Source organism: Ekhidna algicida (genome assembly GCF_051379705.1).
Classification (GTDB): domain Bacteria; phylum Bacteroidota; class Bacteroidia; order Cytophagales; family Cyclobacteriaceae; genus Ekhidna.
The window spans coordinates 999,021-1,018,755 of record NZ_CP179868.1; the positions used below are offsets into that span (position 1 = coordinate 999,021).

The 19,735-nt window shown below is 42.1% G+C and carries 12 protein-coding genes; 4 read left to right on the forward strand and 8 right to left on the reverse strand.

Going from position 1 to position 19,735, the window contains the following annotated elements:
- Nucleotides 1–7: 7 nt before the first annotated feature.
- Genes ACL8WY_RS04200 through gldA form a run of 4 tightly spaced genes read right to left on the reverse strand, consistent with a single transcriptional unit; the run spans nucleotide 8 to nucleotide 4,197 of the window.
- Nucleotides 8–901, reverse strand: coding sequence for a DUF4340 domain-containing protein (locus tag ACL8WY_RS04200; RefSeq protein WP_436517169.1), 894 nt, complete (start codon nucleotides 899–901; stop codon nucleotides 8–10).
- Nucleotides 894–2,576 (reverse strand): gliding motility-associated ABC transporter substrate-binding protein GldG, encoded by a 1,683-nt coding sequence (gene gldG / locus ACL8WY_RS04205; RefSeq protein ID WP_436517170.1) that lies wholly within the window; start codon nucleotides 2,574–2,576, stop codon nucleotides 894–896. The genes ACL8WY_RS04200 and gldG overlap by 8 nt, the downstream gene beginning before the upstream one ends.
- Complete coding sequence (gldF, locus tag ACL8WY_RS04210; RefSeq protein ID WP_436517171.1) at nucleotides 2,573–3,301, reverse strand: gliding motility-associated ABC transporter permease subunit GldF; 729 nt, start codon at nucleotides 3,299–3,301, stop codon at nucleotides 2,573–2,575. The genes gldG and gldF overlap by 4 nt, the downstream gene beginning before the upstream one ends.
- A complete protein-coding gene (gldA, locus tag ACL8WY_RS04215) occupies nucleotides 3,298–4,197 on the reverse strand; it encodes a gliding motility-associated ABC transporter ATP-binding subunit GldA (protein WP_436517172.1) in 900 nt (299 codons plus the stop codon). The genes gldF and gldA overlap by 4 nt, the downstream gene beginning before the upstream one ends.
- Before the next feature lie 136 nt (nucleotides 4,198–4,333).
- Between gldA and ACL8WY_RS04220 the strand changes: the two genes are divergently transcribed.
- From ACL8WY_RS04220 to ACL8WY_RS04230, 3 genes are all read left to right on the forward strand, one after another.
- Nucleotides 4,334–4,858: an NADPH-dependent FMN reductase gene (locus ACL8WY_RS04220; RefSeq protein ID WP_436517173.1), complete on the forward strand. Its 525-nt coding sequence runs from the start codon at nucleotides 4,334–4,336 to the stop codon at nucleotides 4,856–4,858.
- A 2-nt stretch (nucleotides 4,859–4,860) separates the two neighbouring features.
- Nucleotides 4,861–5,403 (forward strand): DinB family protein, encoded by a 543-nt coding sequence (locus ACL8WY_RS04225; RefSeq protein ID WP_436517174.1) that lies wholly within the window; start codon nucleotides 4,861–4,863, stop codon nucleotides 5,401–5,403.
- A gap of 113 nt (nucleotides 5,404–5,516) precedes the next feature.
- Nucleotides 5,517–8,405 (forward strand): CHAT domain-containing protein, encoded by a 2,889-nt coding sequence (locus ACL8WY_RS04230; RefSeq protein ID WP_436517175.1) that lies wholly within the window; start codon nucleotides 5,517–5,519, stop codon nucleotides 8,403–8,405.
- On the opposite strand, the gene ACL8WY_RS04235 is transcribed toward ACL8WY_RS04230, so the two are convergent.
- From ACL8WY_RS04235 to ACL8WY_RS04250, 4 genes are read right to left on the reverse strand one after another with little or no spacing between them, the layout of a single operon-like run.
- Entirely contained in the window at nucleotides 8,406–10,460 is a 2,055-nt protein-coding gene (locus ACL8WY_RS04235) for an OmpA family protein (RefSeq protein ID WP_436517176.1), read from the reverse strand.
- Nucleotides 10,461–10,468: 8 nt separating this feature from the next.
- A complete protein-coding gene (locus ACL8WY_RS04240) occupies nucleotides 10,469–11,509 on the reverse strand; it encodes a PorP/SprF family type IX secretion system membrane protein (RefSeq protein WP_436517177.1) in 1,041 nt (346 codons plus the stop codon).
- Nucleotides 11,506–12,705, reverse strand: a complete 1,200-nt coding sequence (locus ACL8WY_RS04245; protein WP_436517178.1) for a hypothetical protein — start codon at nucleotides 12,703–12,705, stop codon at nucleotides 11,506–11,508. The genes ACL8WY_RS04240 and ACL8WY_RS04245 overlap by 4 nt, the downstream gene beginning before the upstream one ends.
- Before the next feature lie 5 nt (nucleotides 12,706–12,710).
- A complete protein-coding gene (locus ACL8WY_RS04250) occupies nucleotides 12,711–18,995 on the reverse strand; it encodes a hypothetical protein (RefSeq protein ID WP_436517179.1) in 6,285 nt (2,094 codons plus the stop codon).
- Between the two features lie 240 nt (nucleotides 18,996–19,235).
- Here ACL8WY_RS04250 and ACL8WY_RS04255 point away from each other — a divergent pair, with 240 nt between their 5' ends.
- Nucleotides 19,236–19,730 (forward strand): DUF6252 family protein, encoded by a 495-nt coding sequence (locus tag ACL8WY_RS04255; RefSeq protein WP_436517180.1) that lies wholly within the window; start codon nucleotides 19,236–19,238, stop codon nucleotides 19,728–19,730.
- The last annotated feature ends 5 nt before the right edge of the window (nucleotides 19,731–19,735 follow it).

The window sequence follows — 19,735 nt, forward strand, 5'->3', positions numbered from 1 at the left end:
AATATGATCAGTTAAGTCGATCCGGATTCGATAGAATCTGATTGACCCTCCTTGCATCAATAACCATTTGCTGGCCATCTTGATCTTTCACTAAATGATAAGGCTGACTTGGCTTGCCAGGAAAAAACTCCAATCGGATGGGTTGATCGTATTTTATGTCATCTATGGATATACTAGCAAATGGTTGCGTCTTCGCAATGCTATCCATCTCTACGAATCTTCCTTCAGAGATCATCTCATTGGCTTGAAACTGCTGGAACTGATTTAGGTAATTAACCACTGCTGAGCTGTCGGTAGCTGATTGACCATTGACCAGAAAAAACTTTTCATTGAAGGAAATTTGAAAGTCCTCACCTCTATCATTGGCCACTGAAATGTTTTGAATCGTGCGCCAGCTTCCATCTAGTATTAATCGATCTCTCCATTGATCTGCATGTAAAATGAAAATATCGATCACATTGTCTCGATATCCAGGCACAGCTACTTCTTTAGCACCATTTTCGGTGACGAAATAGGATTTAGTTCTATTGGCATTTGAAGCGAAATCAAAACGGTATCTGGAGTTGAAATCAAACTCAACTTCTACGCTTCCTAAAATCTCCGAGTTCCAATTATCGATCGTCTTTCCAACTTCTACCCTTTCTAGAATGGAAATCAAGGTATTCACAAAACCTTGGTCCGCTAAGTATTCGTTATCTACTGACCAACCTTCTCCTGATAAACTGAGCATTGTGGTATCACCTTCGTAGACAAACTTGAAGGCACTCGCTCCTTGCAAATCCTCAGGTGCAAAATACTTCTCCGAAGACTTTACTTTATTACCAGCGCCTGAAAAGAACAACCAAAGATTGGCTGCAAGTAAGATTATGATTGCAACAATATATTTTGCTGATTTACTCATTGCTAGCAAATTTTCGCTTTCTCATGTACCATTTCAGACCACCAATTAGAAGGACTACAATAACCGGAACCACCAAATTTATTACTTGCCATTTGGTTCGCTGCTGCTGTACTTTTACCCGATCCAAAGGACGTATCTTCACTTCCCTCGATCGTGTTTCAATCAATCCTGACTCGTCCACCAGATAGTCCAGAATATTTAGAATAAACTCTTCGTTTGCATAGGTTGTCTTTGTGAATGGCTCCACTCCTAACCCTAATGGTTCACCAGTTTCGGGATCCAAATCATTCCGTATGATGTCTCCATCGCCAATCACTATTACTTTTGAGTCAACACCACGATCAATAAATTGCGACTTATCGAATCCTTTCGGAACCAAACGATTTGCATAGAGTGAAGTGAAGGCACCTTCCAAAAGATAACCTACCGTCTTAGGTCCATCAGTGAATCGCTCTGGTCGGAGTTTATCTCGTAAATCGTTGAAAGCAACACGAACTGGTGGACCTAGCAGTTTTGTATACTGACTGGTGGTCATCAATGGTGTCTTCTTTATTCCTACAGCTTTCACTGTGTCTATTTCAGAAACAAATCGACCTAAAATCGCATCCAGGTTACGTACCGAAGGATGCTTGCTGAAGTTGGTAAGTACCGGAAAAAATGGCCAGGGAATCATTTGAATTTGAGGTTGGTTTCCAACATTACCCGCTACCACAGGAAACTGTCCACTGTTTACATCCAACACATAGTTTTGATTGATTCTCACACCGTATCTGAAAAGTTGGTCATTCAAATTAGTCTCGTATGGTATCGCTACGGTTCCTTCTCCGGACGCACTGTCCATGTTCACACTCAAGGCATCAATGAAATAAACGAGTTTACCTCCACGCATGAGGTATTGATCTATCAGGTATTTTTCTTGTTCTGTGAAAGGCTGGGTAGGCTTTCCGATTACAACCGCATCATATCCTGTCAATTCATTTTTACCGGCCAACGAAACATTAAATAAATCAAACTTTGAAAGCACGGTATTTCTAAAGCCTGCAATTTCTAGCGAGTCTGGCGACCCATGTCCGATAATGTATCCGATTCTCTTGGTTCTACCATCTACCAGTTGGGCGATGGCTGCCGCCAATTCATACTCCAGGCCTTCAATGCTTTGATTTAAAACTACATCAACTCCTGCCGTACTATTGCCATTAATCAGGTTGACGCTAATTTCGTCCATGCCTTTTGAGACAATAGCTCCTGGGAAAAGAAGTTTCTCCATTTTGTCACCATCTGCATTCTTGTAGTTGAGATTTGAAGGTTCAATCCCTTTATCTATTAATGACTGGTAGAACTGGTTACGCGCTTGCAAATTGGTTGCCTGAGCAGGATCTGTGAATTTGTATTGGACTTTATTTCCGCTTTCGATAGAAAACTGTTCCAACATCTCACCTACGGAATTTTGAAAACGTTCAAAATTGGAGGGTAATTCACCGGCAAGGTATACCTCAAAATAAACACGCTCATCGAGTGACCTTAGGAGGTTTTTCGTTGACTCAGAAATGGTGTATCGTTTTTCTTCCGTTAGGTCAAATTGAACTCTGTATTTATCTGCCATTTGATTGACAAGCCAAACCGAGAGTAGCACGACAATACTTTGAAGAATGACTATTTTCTTACTCTTCCTCATCCCTTCTGTACGTTTAATATGATTCGTGTCAAGTACAGGAACAGGACAATCATGGAAATGAAATAGATGACATCACTCATGTCTATCAATCCCTTGCTCAAAGTTTCATAGTGAGAAAGTATACCTATCTGCTCAATAATGTAGGAAGTCTCAGACCAAATGTTAATAGCAGCAATGGAATCGAATCCGGCGTAAAAAGCAAAACACAGAAATGCCGCCAGAATAAAAGAGACAATTTGATTACCCGTAAGTGCCGATGATAAAATGCCTATGGAAGTAAAAATGCCTCCCAGCAAAATAAGCCCAATGTATGATCCAATGATACCGGCTGTGTCGATATTACCTACTGGATTGCCAAAGTAAGAAAGGGTGAAGTAGTATATCAGCGTTGGCAATATTGAAAATATAACAAGCAGAAAACCCGCAAGAAACTTACCTACCACTATCTCAATATCTCTGAAAGGCAACGTATAAAGTAATTCTATTGTGCCTCCTCTTTTCTCTTCAGCAAATGCTTTCATGGTAATTGCTGGAATCAAAAACATAAAAACGTATGGGGCTAATGAAAACAATGTTTCCATACTTGCATAGCCATAGTCCAGTACGTTGGTATCTGGAAAAACCCACATCAACAGACCAATTCCTAATAGAAAGATTCCGATCACCACATATGCGATCAGTGAATCGAGGAACTCGTTGATTTCTTTTCTTAGAATGGTGATCATTTTCCTTTTGTCAATTCCTGAAAAACGCCTTCGAGCGACTGTTCTTCCTTTGAAATATTGATCAATGGCAACTCATGCTCACCAGCGATCTTCATTATGCTTTTTCTAGGATCTTCGTTCGCTGCTATTCGATAGCTATTCTCCACTATTTCTACCACTTGCAATCCCACATTTTCTAATAGCGTTACATCAATTGCTGCTTCAAACTCTACTCGATAGGTTATTAAATCTGATTTCATTGACTTCAAATTTTTCACCTCATCATCGGCGACTATCGTTCCTTTATTAATGATGACTACCTTATCGCATAGTGCTTCCACTTCTTGCATGATATGTGTGGATAGAATCACGGTCTTGTCCTTGCTCGCTTCTTTGATCACTTTCCTTATTTCCACCAACTGATTAGGATCCAATCCACTGGTTGGTTCATCCAAAATCAAAACCTGAGGATCATGTATTAAGGCCTGAGCAAGACCTACCCGCTGACGATACCCTTTGGAAAGCGCAGCAATCTTCTTGTGCTGCTCGCGACCTAAGCCACACATCTCGATCATATTTGAAACTTTCGATGTTTTACTATCCAGCTTATAAGCTGCAGCTACAAAACCAAGATATTCCTTGACATACATCTCCAGATACAGTGGGTTATGTTCTGGCAGATAGCCTGTGATTCGTTTCACTTCAAGGGGTTCGGCCGATACATCAATACCATCCACATGAACGGACCCTGACGTGAGTCCGATGTACCCTGTAGCAATCTTCATGGTGGTGGATTTTCCTGCACCATTTGGACCTAGAAAGCCAGTAATTTTTCCTTTTGATGCTTCAAAAGAGATCACATCCAGTGCTTTTTGAGCCCCGTAAACTTTGGTTAGTTGATCTACTTTTATTGACATTGAACTAAAAGCTGTTCAGCGGGTTTTACAGGTTTGATGTTTATTTGTGCTCTGATTAACAGATCAGAAAACGCAATTATCGGGCAAATATTTCTATATGTGCTCACATCTACAATTTTGATTTAGAAAATCCTGTATGATTACAATCATTAGTAGCACCAATCGGAAAAATTCAATTTCTAAACAAGTTGCTTTACAGTATCAGACTATACTGAAAGAACTAGCAATAGAATCCACGATAATAGACCTTGAGCATCTACCAGCAGACTTCATTGCATCTGCATTGTATGAAAATCAAGGAACTAATGTCGATTTTAATCCCATTAGAGATCACATGAAGGACGCACAGAAATATGTGTTTATTGTTCCGGAGTACAATGGTTCATTTCCAGGCATTCTCAAAACATTTCTGGATGCGCTTGAATTTCCCGGCACCTTAAAAGGAAAGAGATGCGCCATGGTAGGGATATCTTCGGGTGTTCAAGGTGGTGTAATGGCTATGAGTCATCTAACAGATATTTTCAATTACCTTGGTATGCATGTGCTGGCCAACAAGCCTAAACTGATGCGCGTCAATGGACTGATGGAAGATGGGAAGATCACAGATGAGTCAAGCATCAGAAGGTTAAAAGAACAAGCTGAGGCGCTAATTGATTTTTAAAGATGACTGAAAACATTGTCAAACTACTGCAATACTATAAATCATTAGGTGAGCGATCTTTTGCTGCACTTTCTGATGAAGAGCTACACCTTGTTCCCGGTGATGGTTCCAATAGCATTCCAACAATGGTTAAGCACCTCTGGGGCAATATGCTCTCCAGGTGGACCAATTTTCTAACCGAGGATGGTGAAAAAGACTGGCGGGATCGTGAAGCTGAATTTGATTCTACAATTAAAACAAGAGCAGAAATGATGGAGAAGTGGGAAGAAGGCTGGAATGTGTTTCTCCATGCCATCAAAGACCTAAAAGACGAGGATTTAACGCAAACAGTATATATCCGAAACGAAGGTCACACGGCTCTTGAAGCTATTCACAGGCAGCTCGCACATTACAGTTACCACATTGGACAAATTGTATACCTGGCCAAAATGATTAAAGGAGAAGACTGGGTTTCTTTGAGTATTCCAAAAGGTGGAACGGAGCAATACAACAAAGAGAAGTTTGGTTCCGATAAATCAGATAAACACTTTACTGACGAGGTATAGTAGACTTAAATTGCTCTTCATCGGTTTTGCAGCATGGTTGGTAGGAAAAATCAAGCGATCATGTCAAGAATGTAGTATCCTTGTTATCTTCAATAGACTACCACTGAAGATTTATGCTACGCAAAAGCCTTGTAATATTATTTTCACTAGCTGCGGTCTCGCTCTTTGGACAGTCGTGTCTTCAGAAACTAGATAGTGCGGAATACTTCAAGTACAGCTATCCGCTGAAAGCGAAGTTCTACGCAAACTCCCTCCTTGCAGATTTAGATTCAGCTAAGTGCGTCACAGAAATTGGTATTGCCGGTCTTTACAATAATGTAGGTTTAATTCTTTGGGAAATCAACGACAAGCAACGAAGTTTAAATGCACTCCACAACGGACTCAGCTATGAAGTGGCTAGCAAAGATTCGCTGCATCAAGATTTGCTAGGTATCTATTACAATCTTTCTGCACTTTACCAGGAATTGGGAGACTTTGGAAAAGCCGGCAAGTTTCTGGATTTGGCTGGACGAGTAACTACCGCCCGTCTTTCTGATAACTCTCAAGCAAAAATCAGATACCTCTATCGGCAGGGAATATATCACCGAGAAGTTGGGAATTTTGATGAAAGTCTACAAGCATTAAATCAAGCACTTTCTTCCGGGAAAGATATCAATGACTCAATCAGCATTGCATTACAAATTGAATTAGGTACCACCTACAGGCATTTTGGTGACCTCAATAAAAGTGAGCGTGAGCTACTCAAAGCCATTGAAATAGCGAAGGGCAAAGATGAGATTCAATACTTCAGAGCGATCGATCGATTGTCTGCATTAAAAATAGAGCAGGGCGAATATTCCGATTCTGAAAACTATTTACTCTACAATCTTGAGAAGAAAAACGCCAATTATCAGGATGATAAAGTCATGTTGCTGGAAACGCTGAACGGGTTGAGTATTCTATATTATCGTCTCAACGACCTGAAAACTGCCAACAATTATATGGATCAGGCTTTGGATGTAGCCGGTGAAATCCGAACCATCAGGCCTTATATGATCAACAATCTTGGCACGATTTATAAGCGACAAGGTAACATTGAAAAAGCCGAGGAGTGTTTCAAAGAGAGCTCTCAAGGCTTCCTAGACCTTTTTGGGTCAATGAATCCGGACTATGCTAGCAGCTTAAGCAATCTGGCCAGTATTTATAAGGATAAAGGAGAACTTCCAAAAGCGCTCGATCTATACATGAAAGTGTTAGATATGGACAAGGTTATCTATGGGACTGAGCACGCTAATTACGCCACTTCGCTTAACAATGTTGCTCTGCTCTATCTTCAGTTCGGCAACTTCTCCCTGGCGGGAAAGCTTTTGACTGAAGCCAAAAGAATACGAGCCAATACCTTAGGCAACTACCATCCGCTTTATATCAAAACGGTAAATGATCTGGGACTTTATTACATGATCGTTAAAGACTATCAGAAAGCCATGGAATCTTTCGATCATGCGCTCTCAGCAGAGATCAAGCACATGCAGGATATCTTTCCTGTATTGACGGACAACCAACGCAAGTTGTACTTCGATGAAACCAGATACAACATTGGCCGCTTTTGTGCATTGGCTTTTGCCGATGAAAACATCGATTCTAAATACGCCAACAATGCACTCAATCATTTCCTGAACACACGTGGTATCCTTTTCTACGCGTCAGAAAAAATGAGAAAGCTGATTCAAAACAGTAACGATGATAAAATAAAGCGAGACTACAATACCTGGCGGGAAAAGAAATACAGCTTGGCGCAGGCGTATTTACTTACAGAGGAAGATCGAATCAAGCAGGGAATCTCCATTACCCATTTAGAAGAAGAATGTGCAAACCTTGAAAAAGACCTTTCTCGAAAATTCAAAGTCTTTGCCGATCAGGAGAAATCCACCTACCATCATTGGTCTGAAATCAGTCTTGAACTGGAAGACAGCACAGCTATGGTGGACATAATTCAATTTAGAGATTACTCGGTGGAAGTCATTGACGAAAAAATCGATCAGGGTTTTGAAGATGAGTCACATTATATGGCGTTTATCATCAAAAAAGATAGTGTTTTAGAGACGGTGAAATTGCCAGCCATTGACTTTACTAAAGGCTTTGCGACTTACCGAAATTCATTGAAGTATGGAGTGAAAGACAAGCACAGTTATGGAGTTTTCTGGCAGCAAATTGATGAGCATTTGCACGATGTAAATAAACTGTATCTATCACCTGACGGCATCTATCACAAGCTCAACCCTGTGGTTTTTTATGACGAGACCGATAATGAATACATGTCGGATAAATATGACATCATTAACATCACGAGTGGTAAGGATCTGCTTTATCGAGATGTGCCAGAGTTGGTGACTGACGCCAAAATATTTGGAAACCCTGATTTCTCTAAGATTGAAGGCTATTCACTTAATCAACTTCCAGGTGCTGAAAGAGAAGCGAGTGACATCAGTGAAATTCTGGATGTGCGCAGATGGGAAACAGAGACCTTCTATTTCTCGGAAGCCACTGAAGATCGCATCAAGACTTTTGCAAATCCGGGAATTATCCATATTGCTACACATGGCTATTTCATTGATGACCCGAATTATACCGATCCACTTCACAGTTCGGGGCTCTTTTTGAGTAAATCAGCATCTAGTACAAATGACGGATTACTTTCTGCCTATGAAGCGATGAATTTGGTCCTAGATCAAACGAATCTGGTTGTCTTAGCCGCCTGCGAAACGGGACTTGGTAAAGTGCAGAACGGTGAAGGAGTTTTTGGATTACAACGTGCTTTTTTGGTAGCAGGAGCTCAAAATGTGCTTTTGTCACTGGTTAAAATAAATGATGAAGCCGCTCGAAAATTCATGAACCTATTCTATAAAGAGCTATTATTAGTGAAAGATCCACAGGTCGCCTTTTTTAATGCAAGAAGAGAGTTTAGAAAGGTGGATACAAACCCATACAATTGGGGAGCTTACATTTTAGTATCCAAAGGTTAATCACTGGTTGAACAATTCCAGATTTTCCTCGCTTACCAGCAAATTAATCGGGCGCTCAGCATTTGATGTCTCGTATACTCGTATCGTGTTTCCGGCAGTAATTGTGCCTTTTATTGCACCGTTCCAACTCATAAGCTGATCATAGTCCACATTCAATATTTCAGCGATCCGCTCCAATGACATTGCCCTTCTAACAATATAAGTTCTTGCCGTTTGCAGGTTCAAGTCTACGCTCGATTTCACGATGATTTCAACTCTTCTGCGGAAGATTCTACGAAACCAGTGGTCGTTGCCTTGAGAAGGAATCTCGCCTCTGGGAAGTACATTAATCTTCCCTGCATCCAAACCCAAAGAAACCAGGTAAGACTTTGCTGACTCTCCCCTTTTTTCGCTTAGCCTCAAATTGCCATTATCCGTACCTATGCTGTCTGTGAATGCCAGAATATCTATGGACTCAAAACTTTGGGCTTGGATCTGATCATAAAGATTATCTAGCCCGGCCCGAGCTTCAGGTCTTAATGAATACAATCCATAATCGAAGTATAGCTTTTCAAAGCGAATCTCAGATGGTATCTCCGAAGCAACAACTGGATCAGTTGTATCATCCTCCAAAATTTTGGGCTTGGGCTTTGACGGCCTTATGGGCTCGAATAGGTCATATCCTGCATAATCTTCCACTCGAAATGTCACCAGATCTAATGATTGAATATCTCTAAACTTGGAGACCAAACGTGCATCAATCAGCGATTCCCCTGAAATAAGAAGCGAAAGAAACAATCGCTCATTGCTTACATCAAAATTGTAAATATTGAGAATCTCATGATCCGCTCTATTGGATGACAAAAAACCTACTGTATCAGAAATCGCAAAATAGGTATCGTCCCATGTAGAGTTGAATGGATCACCCAAGTTGTATATCTGTGGCTCAAAGAATGATTCTCCTTTTGCTGCGTAAAGATCAAAACCACCGTATCCCACATGGCCATCACTGGAGAAAAGTAGACATTCAAAAGCTGAGGAGTAATATGGGGTAATTTCATTTTCAGGCGAGTTTATCACTGCTCCCATATTGATAGCAGGTGTCCAAGCTTCCTTTTCCAGTCCTTTCAGGCTCATCCAGATGTCGCTTCCTCCATTTCCCCCAGATCTGTTTGAGCTGAAGAACAAGGTGTCGCCAGTTGCTGAGATAGATGGTTGTTTATTCTCCGATCCCGGCTCATTGATATAGGCGTTCAACGCCACAGGAGCAGTCCACTCGTCATTCTCCAGATAACTCACCATGATACTGCATTGAGAACCTTCGCCTTCATTGCAGGAAGAAAAATAGAACGTATCTCCTTTTTTAGTAAAAGATCCTGAGCCTTCGGGCCAACGTGTATTCAAACCTGAAAATTTCTGATTTGAGGATGACATTCTCCAGCGACCATTTCCTCTATTTTCGAATGAGACCAAATCTGGCAAAAGTCCCTCGTATTGCAACTCTTCGTATTGTGTTCCCGGTAGGTTTCTTGTAGTGGCCAATACCACATGCTTGCTGGATGGGTTTACTATCGCTCCAAAATCGTGGAATTTCGAATTAATCTCATCCATCGAGCTAACTGCAAATCCTCTATCCGCCTTTTTTTGTCGTAATGCTAATTGACAACCTTCGCTTTGTTTTCTAGCCAATTCTATTAGGTAAGGTTCGGCATCTGGCACAGATATCAGAAATGAATAAATAGAATCAGCTTCATCAAATCGAGTCTCTTGCTTAAGTAGCCCTGCATAGCTGTACATCGAACGAGCCCTATATTCCTGATTGGGCGCGTTGCTTAATTGCAAAAAGACTGATTTTGCTTTTTCGTATTGTAGGGTTTTGTTGTAGCATTCTGCCAATCTGAATTTAGCAAAATGGTTATCCTTGTCTATTCCGGATATTTTATCGTAAAACTCTATTGCGTCATTGTAAACACCATTCTGATAATTTTCATCAGCCAATCTTAAGAGTTTAGGAACCGACTGAGAATACCCAAGGACAGTGGCCATCATGCAACTTATGGTGAGTATTTTTTTCATCGTTAAGATCAGAATATCGGACTTGATATATTTCTCAATGGATTTGAAAGATCAAGATTGTAAGTTAAGGAAACCTCATAGGTAGGCAAGTTGGCGCCCAGTTGATCACTTATATCAAACGATTTTGTATTCAGATCGAAGCTGAAGCCAATCTTTAGATTATCAATTTCGAATCCTGCAAGCACGATAATAGAGTCTTCTAATCGATACCAAGATCCAACCTGAATATTAACTGCTGTATTGGACTCTGGTGAACTGACGAGCGTTGAAAAGTAAACACCTGTATTTATCTGTGTGCTGCCCTGCGAATAAAGTACATATGCAGATGGGTGCACATACCACCTTGGAGCGATATTGATTTTGGAAGAACCAAATGCTTTGAATAAAAGGCTTTTTCTTGCTCCTTCTAATCCATCAATGGAAACGTTAGCTCGATTCAAATTATCGACACTTAAGCCAAACAATAGGCTTTTATCTCGGATGTACCTATTCTCATTATCAAATGATGAGTAGATGACTCCAAAATTGAAAGTTGGGTAAAGAACCGGATTGGCGCCCAGTGCTTCACCTACTTTTGAATCGTCATATCCGATGTATCTATTAAACTGAGACCCCCAGGTCAATACATTACCATCTATGGTATGCTGCACGATCCCACCTTGCAATCCAAACACAATCGTCTTGTTGGTTAGGCGACTCAATCGAATGGCATATGCTCCTGTCAAAAGGATCTTTTTTGATGTATAAATCCCTTCAAAACCTCGCTTCTCTTGAAAAAAGGTAATTCCCGCTCCTCCGATCTGATGGTCTTTACTTGTGGTTTTTTTAAACGGATAGGTGAAGGTTACTTGTAATAATTCGAGAAATGAATCTGAACTTGGTGAACCTCCTCTTTTATAATTGGAATTGAAAGACAGGTTTGGAATTGTACCTGTAAATGCCGGATTGAGTACACTCGAGCTGGCAAAATATTGTGAAAACTGGCCTTCTTGTCCAATCAATGAAAAAGAGCATATGAGAAACAATATGGTGATTAGATGCTTTCTCATTTGACTAGTAAAATTGAACCTACTTGTGTGTATTCTTCTGAGTCAGCAACAATTCGAACGTTGTAATAGTAGACACCTTCCGGGGCATCGAGACCTGAATTCAGTACGCCATTCCAACTGAATTGCGATACGTCCAGATCATCGCCGTTCTGGCTTACAGTGAAAACCTGCTTATTGAAGGAATCATACAGTGCTATCGAAATTGAGGTAACAAGCGTTCCGGTAAAATATGCTCTGAACTCTCGGTTTTCTTCCAAAGTAGCATTCGGTGCAAAAGCTTTAGGAATATAAAGCCTTGGTTCATCAACCAGCGGAATTAAAGCTATCGCCAATCTTCGTCCATCATCAGTGATCCAAATGGATTCGTCTGAGGTAATTACGCCACTTGCGTTGAAAGGATCTGCAGTATTTTGAGTTCCGTCCAAGGGATGATACAATGTATCCTGCTTTGAAAACAGTGCTATTGCAGGAGTATAAACATTGGCTCGGATGGCCTCTCCGTTTGAAAAGCTATTCAGATCGACACCAGAAAAATTGACTGAAATCTGAGCAGTCGTTGAATCACCTTTTACTTTTAATATCCACTCAACCTCATCGCTCAAACCAACCATATCTTCATCCGGTAGTAGTTGATTTTGATCGGGTACTCTGCATTCTACAGAAACAATACTTCCAGCGGCTAGATTAGATATCGTCATGTAATTAGGTGAGCCGTTCACTCCCATCGGGAAAGTTACCGGACCACCCCGCGAAATACCCACAAGTTTTCCTTCAACATAACCGGACCCTAGAGCTTGAGAACTTCCGCTTACTAATAAGTCATCATCGTCTTCAGCGTCAATGACACCATTGGTAGTTTGAAGTGCTCCTGATACAATGATTCTGTCGGTTAGAAGTGTCAGCTTTCCTTGCTTATCAACCACAAAATCACCTACTTCTAAGGTGTCTCCACTAAGGCTTTGGTCATTTGCTCCTGTAAACTTGAGATTGCCGACATCAGTATTTAGTACAAAGTCAAAATCTCCATAACTAACGATGGTTCCGGTATTGGTAAGTGATCCATTGATACTTGTACTACCTCCAAAGAAAAATATGGTTCCATCACCTACATATAATGAAGTCTGATCTCCAAATGTGATTTGAGTAAATGCCACCTGGGCACAAAAAAGAGCTATGAAGCTTAGTAAATTTTTCATGAAAATCACAGTTGAGCGCTTCTACCTATTTCGATCCAGAATGATCCAACATAAACCAAATGCAAAGTGGCATTTACGTTCATAAGGAAATTCGAGTCATTGTTCGAGAGTTGAATATTGACACCACCATTGTCAGCATCAATGATGTCAATGCTTGCGGCCTGAGATACAAGAATGATTTCTTGTCCCTGCAAACCGACAGCAAGTTGACCAATAGGGCCCCCATCCAATGTCACAATTCTTGTATCAGCCGCTACCGGATCTGTATTGAATGGTCCTGAAATTGCGCTAACCAGATTTCCTCCTAAAGAAATATCACCTGCTGTATTTATCGCTCCATTTACATCCAATTTAGATCCTGGAGTAGCCGTGCCTATACCAACATCCCCAGTAGGTGATATTGCAAAATCTGCATTACCGTCTGTAAGGATGGTTCCCATGTTGATTTTAAACGTACTACCCTCAGTTTGATCAATTCCAAGAACTGTATTATTGCCGGGTACGTCAAAGCGAATGGATGCATCTCCAGTGCCCGCATTTTCTACCTGCAAGATCCCTGTCGCCACGTTACTGTTACCGGTAATGTATGAGGTGCTATTACCCACATTGACATCCAGAGGTCCTCGAGTGGTATTAAACCCGATTCCCACATCTCCATCCGTAATAATAGAAGGACCGCCACTATTTAATACTTCAATTGCCGCATCTGGACTTGTTCCATTCATATCCACTCTGATTCCGTTTCCATTGGTGCCTTGATGATTGGCATTTAGCACATTGCCAGTTCCGTTGGTGGAGGCGAAAATTGCAGAACCAGAACTCGTGCCGTTATTAACTGTAGCACTTAGCGCTCCACCAACCCCTGATGTTGTTGCTACCAGCGTATTTGATGCATTAGATCCATTTGTTATTGCGAAAGATCCTGCAACTCCTGTTCCTGTTGTATTACCCTGAACAGCTGCGCCATTTCCTGCACCTGTGATTGAAAATTCTGCTGCATCCCCTGCACCTGTAGACACTACATGCAAACCTCTGGATCCAGCGGCACCATTCGTCTCAACAGAAAGGGCAGTAACAGAACTTCCTCCATTATTCACTTGAAACCTACCTGCACCACCAGTACCGGATTGTTCGATGAAAAATAGGTCAGCTGCGTTTCCAGTAGGACCTGGATTATAAGGTAGAGCAAAACCTCCACCTCCCAAAGGATTCCAAGCTCCAGAACTATATCCTTCAAATGCTGAGCCATTGTATCGAATCATGCCATCCTGCTCATCACCAGGATCTGGCGATCCTAAACTAATACCCTCACTTACATAGATATTTCCATCATTTCTCATTTCCATCCAGCTACGCACATCACCTCCAGATAGATTGACTATGGAATTTGCTGCAGCGTTTACAACATTCATAAACAACATCTCACCGTTATCCATAAATATGAATGATGCAGAGTCCGTATTTGTTCTTCTCAGTTGATTATCTGTGACATTTGTATAATCCGGGTATAAATTTGACAGGATTGCGTCACCGTTTATACTTTGTGTAGCATTTTCAAAATGCCCCATTCCAAACTCGTCTCCGATCTGAAGTGGAGTTCTCACATCCTGAACACCAATACCAACCATAAAGTCTGAATTGATTCCATCACCTAATACTATGGTATTTGGAATGCTGGCATCTGTAAGCGCTCCAATTGCTACAGCATTATTGGCATTGGATTGTGCATTTCTGCCAATTGCAATTCCATCAATATTATTTGTTTGAGTATTAAATCCAACAGCTACACTACCATCACCTGGAGCGTTAGCATTGAATCCAATTCCAACAACATTTTGAGAAGTAGAACTTGTATTTGATGCTGATCCAATAAGTATGTTTCGCTGACCGTCAATGAGTGATAAGCCTGCGTTCCTACCAATTGTAACGTTATCCGGTCCAGTAGTAATTCCACTTCCTGAGTTTTCTCCAATTAGAACGTTTCTATTTCCTCCGGCCATTAAGCTACTTCCTGCTCCAAAGCCCGCAATCAGGTTTTCTGTGAATGGATTATCAATAAGGCCAGAACCTCCACCTATAGGACCCCAAGCTCCTTGAATATAACCTTCAAATCCTTCAGCTCCCGGCTCATTACTATACCTAAGCATTCCATTTGCAGGTGTTCCCGGACGTTGAGCATTGTCACCAATTGGCAGCTTAATTGCGTCCGTTCCAACAATATCCAACATTACTCCGGGTGTAGTAGTGCCTATACCAACAGGTGCATTTGTGGTTATTGCCGGTCCACTTCCAACATGATTTATGTTAATTACGGCACTTGTATTACTACCATTGTTATTTGAAAATGTAGCCGTGTGTCCCAAACCGCTCGTAAATGCATTTAGTGCTTGCGCAGTGCCGGATGCATTATCATAAGAAATACGAGCTGCATCTCCCGTGCCGTTGCTTTGAGCCAAAAGTGCATAGGAGCCGATAGCTCCATTTGAAAGCGTTTCTAATGCCGGAGTAGTGCTGGCCGCATTCGTTACGCTAAAGAAACCTGCTCTGAAATTTCCTGTTTGAGTAATAGCAAACGCGTCAGCTGTATTGTCAGAACCAGAGAATGGTAAGTTTAATGAGCCCACCTGACTTGCTAGTGCAAGTGTTTCATCACTTGATGGTAAATCGGGTATTCTAAGAATTGGGGTTGCATTCGATTGTGATGTAACATTCAGCGTTACATCATTAGCTCCGGCTTCAAAAACAAATTCCCCAATAACATTGATATCATCTGTCCCAGCATCACCCAAATTTATAACCGGGCTATTGAGACTCGTGGCAATAGCAGTATTGGAAATAAAATTACCAGCTCCATCAACAATTAGGTCATTACTTCCAGCACCTGTTGTTATTGTAGCTGCTGAGGACAATGTACCTCCAAGGTCAATGTTATTTGCATTTATAGTTACACCACTACCTGAAACTAAAGGAGCAGGAATATTGGTATCTACATAATTTCTTGTAGCAGCATCTTGTGCAAGTGCAGGATCTGCTAAGTTGGTGATCGTGCCGGCTCCAGCATCATTGCTTACCGCTAGTACGGCCGACAGATCTTGGGTTTCTCCTGTAATAAAGCCTTGCGTGTCTACATAATTTCTTGTAGCAGCATCCTGTGCTCCGGCAGGATCGGCTAAGTTGGTGATCGTGCCGGCTCCAGCATCATTGCTTACCGCTAGTACGGCCGACAGATCTTGGATTTCTCCTGTAATAAAGCCTTGAGTGTCTACATAATTTCTTGTAGCAGCATCCTGTGCTCCGGCAGGATCGGCTAAGTTGGTGATGGTCCCGGCTCCAGCATCATTGCTTACCGCTAGTACGGCTGACAAGTCTTGGGTTTCTCCTGTAATAAAGCCTTGCGTGTCTACATAATTTCTTGTAGCAGCATCTTGTGCTCCGGCAGGATCGGCTAAGTTGGTGATCGTCCCGGCTCCAGCATCATTGCTTACTGCTAGTACGGCTGACAAGTCTTGGGTTTCTCCTGTAATAAAGCCTTGCGTGTCTACATAATTTCTTGTAGCAGCATCTTGTGCAAGTGCAGGATCGGCTAAGTTGGTGATCGTCCCGGCTCCAGCATCATTGCTTACCGCTAGTACGGCTGACAGGTCTTGGGTTTCTCCTGTAATAAAGCCTTGCGTGTCTACATAATTTCTTGTAGCAGCATCTTGTGCAAGTGCAGGATCGGCTAAGTTGGTGATGGTCCCGGCTCCAGCATCATTGCTTACTGCTAGTACGGCTGACAGATCCTGGGTTTCTCCTGTAATAAAGCCTTGCGTGTCTACATAATTTCTTGTAGCAGCATCTTGTGCAAGTGCAGGATCGGCTAAGTTGGTGATGGTCCCGGCTCCAGCATCATTGCTTACTGCTAGTACGGCTGACAAGTCTTGGGTTTCTCCTGTAATAAAGCCTTGCGTGTCTACATAATTTCTTGTAGCAGCATCTTGTGCAAGTGCAGGATCGGCTAAGTTGGTGATCGTCCCGGCTCCAGCATCATTGCTTACTGCTAGTACGGCTGACAAGTCTTGGGTTTCTCCTGTAATAAAGCCTTGCGTGTCTACATAATTTCTTGTAGCAGCATCTTGTGCAAGTGCAGGATCGGCTAAGTTGGTGATCGTCCCGGCTCCAGCATCATTGCTTACCGCTAGTACGGCTGACAGGTCTTGGGTTTCTCCTGTAATAAAGCCTTGCGTGTCTACATAATTTCTTGTAGCAGCATCTTGTGCAAGTGCAGGATCGGCTAAGTTGGTGATGGTCCCGGCTCCAGCATCATTGCTTACTGCTAGTACGGCTGACAGATCCTGGGTTTCTCCTGTAATAAAGCCTTGCGTGTCTACATAATTTCTTGTAGCAGCATCTTGTGCAAGTGCAGGATCGGCTAAGTTGGTGATGGTCCCGGCTCCAGCATCATTGCTTACTGCTAGTACGGCTGACAGATCCTGGGTTTCTCCTGTAATAAAGCCTTGCGTGTCTACATAATTTCTTGTAGCAGCATCTTGTGCTCCGGCAGGATCGGCTAAGTTGGTGATCGTCCCGGCTCCAGCATCATTGCTTACTGCTAGTACGGCTGACAAGTCTTGGGTTTCTCCTGTAATAAAGCCTTGCGTGTCTACATAATTTCTTGTAGCAGCATCTTGTGCAAGTGCAGGATCGGCTAAGTTGGTGATCGTCCCGGCTCCAGCATCATTGCTTACCGCTAGTACGGCTGACAGGTCTTGGGTTTCTCCTGTAATAAAGCCTTGCGTGTCTACATAATTTCTTGTAGCAGCATCTTGTGCAAGTGCAGGATCGGCTAAGTTGGTGATGGTCCCGGCTCCAGCATCATTGCTTACTGCTAGTACGGCTGACAGATCCTGGGTTTCTCCTGTAATAAAGCCTTGCGTGTCTACATAATTTCTTGTAGCAGCATCTTGTGCAAGTGCAGGATCGGCTAAGTTGGTGATGGTCCCGGCTCCAGCATCATTGCTTACCGCCAGTACGGCTGACAGGTCTTGGGTTTCTCCTGTAATAAAGCCTTGCGTGTCTACATAATTTCTTGTAGCAGCATCTTGTGCAAGTGCAGGATCGGCTAAGTTGGTGATGGTCCCGGCTCCAGCATCATTGCTTACCGCTAGTACGGCTGACAGATCCTGGGTTTCTCCTGTAATAAAACCTTGCGTGTCTACATAATTTCTTGTAGCAGCATCTTGTGCAAGTGCAGGATCTGCTAAGTTGGTGATCGTCCCGGCTCCAGCATCATTGCTTACCGCTAGTACGGCTGACAGGTCTTGGGTTTCTCCTGTAATAAAGCCTTGAGTGTCTACATAATTTCTTGTAGCAGCATCTTGTGCAAGTGCAGGATCGGCTAAGTTGGTGATGGTCCCGGCTCCAGCATCATTGCTTACCGCTAGTACGGCTGACAGATCCTGGGTTTCTGAAGTGATGTATCCTGCGTCATTCACTAATATGGATACGTTATCTCCAGAACCCAAAAAGCCAGCATCATTATTGAGTAGGCTCACGTTCTCACCCTGAACCATCACATTAGCATCAAGTTTATTAGCAGAAATATTAGCAGAACCATTGATGTCAGCATCTTGAATGCTAGCATCTTGAATTTCTAAAGCTGATACTACACCAATGGCAATGTTCAACCCACTTTGATAATCGCCTTCAATATCACCTGTAGCTGGAACTGTAGTCAGTGTAATATCATTTGTATCATCTGTATCCAGATTAGCAGGTACACCAGTTAGTTCTGTGAAATCAACTCCATCTTTTATGTTGGCGGGAACCGTTGGATCGGTCTCCGTAACCACAAATCCTGCTGTAGTCAAATCAATGGTATTTCCTCTATCCACGGAGAGGTTGGTTCCCGCAAGGCTTAAATTTTGATTGTCTGTATTTATCCCACTTAAATCTATCGTATTCCCATTCTCGATAGTCAAGTCGGTTCCCGATAAAGTAAGGTTTTGGTTATCAGTATTTGTGGTTAAAACCCAATTTGTGTTTACCCAGAAGTAAAATGCACTTTCATCACTATCAAAAACCATTAACCCATTGTCAGTGGCAGAAAGTGAGGGTATCATGTCATTTCTCTGCAAAGTGGTCAAACTGGGAATCAATAGTCCCTGGTCTCCTCCTGGTGATACAAGATGTAAAACAGCGTTTGGATTAGGGGTTTCGGTGTTTATTCCAGCGGTGTACTCTTGCCCAACAAGAGTTAAAGAGAGGAATAAAGTTGCTATCGCAACGAAGGGTTTTAGGGTAGCTTTCATGGTTTTGACTATTTAGCGGGAAATTCAAAAATAACTATTTGAAATGGTGAAAAACCTCCTTCATTATCATATTCGATCTAATGACAGTTTCATTAGATCGACATCAAGTCTACGGGAATAAACACCAGTTGAAAAAAGACGGATTAGGAAAAATACCATGAATCACGGATATCAAATCACAATTGGAGGGTATTGAGCATGGAGCTGGATTTCAGGACCTTAGCCTAAAAAAGTAACATCATGAAAACCATCAAATTATTCGCCTATTTAATTTCTGCATCACTTCTTTTCTCCTGCGGGGGAGATTCTGATGATGCAACTCCTGCTGGCAACAGTCTTTCGGCCACCGTGACAGGGGATATTAGCGCCAATTTCAGTGCATCCGGTGAAGTGCAAGGACAAAAACTAGTGCAAGCCAATCTTACAAGTTCGAGCAATGGAGATGTGCTTGCCATCGTCGCATCTGAAGGTACTGGGAACGCTATGGCTATTTCAATTGTGAATTTTGACGGAGCGGGGACTTATAGTCTTGAAATAACTTCAAGCAATACAGCAACATTTACTTCCGTGAATACAACAACCTTTGAGACGTCCGGTGTAACGGCTGTTTCAGGAAGTATCGAAGTGACTGTTTCGGGAGATGTAATTAACGGTACATTCAGCTTTGATGGGGAGGGAAGTGACGACCTTCAAGCTGAAGTATCCGGACAATTTTCAGTAACTCCTGAAGAATAAAAATT

Bases quoted from the DNA above. Each gene is read 5' to 3' on its own strand.
- ACL8WY_RS04200 (WP_436517169.1), bottom strand. From the start codon at position 901: ATGAGTAAATCAGCAAAATATATTGTTGCAATCATAATCTTACTTGCA.
- gldG (WP_436517170.1), bottom strand. From the start codon at position 2,576: ATGAGGAAGAGTAAGAAAATAGTCATTCTTCAAAGTATTGTCGTGCTA.
- gldF (WP_436517171.1), bottom strand. From the start codon at position 3,301: ATGATCACCATTCTAAGAAAAGAAATCAACGAGTTCCTCGATTCACTG.
- gldA (WP_436517172.1), bottom strand. From the start codon at position 4,197: ATGTCAATAAAAGTAGATCAACTAACCAAAGTTTACGGGGCTCAAAAA.
- ACL8WY_RS04220 (WP_436517173.1), top strand. From the start codon at position 4,334: ATGATTACAATCATTAGTAGCACCAATCGGAAAAATTCAATTTCTAAA.
- ACL8WY_RS04225 (WP_436517174.1), top strand. From the start codon at position 4,861: ATGACTGAAAACATTGTCAAACTACTGCAATACTATAAATCATTAGGT.
- ACL8WY_RS04230 (WP_436517175.1), top strand. From the start codon at position 5,517: ATGCTACGCAAAAGCCTTGTAATATTATTTTCACTAGCTGCGGTCTCG.
- ACL8WY_RS04235 (WP_436517176.1), bottom strand. From the start codon at position 10,460: ATGAAAAAAATACTCACCATAAGTTGCATGATGGCCACTGTCCTTGGG.
- ACL8WY_RS04240 (WP_436517177.1), bottom strand. From the start codon at position 11,509: ATGAGAAAGCATCTAATCACCATATTGTTTCTCATATGCTCTTTTTCA.
- ACL8WY_RS04245 (WP_436517178.1), bottom strand. From the start codon at position 12,705: ATGAAAAATTTACTAAGCTTCATAGCTCTTTTTTGTGCCCAGGTGGCA.
- ACL8WY_RS04250 (WP_436517179.1), bottom strand. From the start codon at position 18,995: ATGAAAGCTACCCTAAAACCCTTCGTTGCGATAGCAACTTTATTCCTC.
- ACL8WY_RS04255 (WP_436517180.1), top strand. From the start codon at position 19,236: ATGAAAACCATCAAATTATTCGCCTATTTAATTTCTGCATCACTTCTT.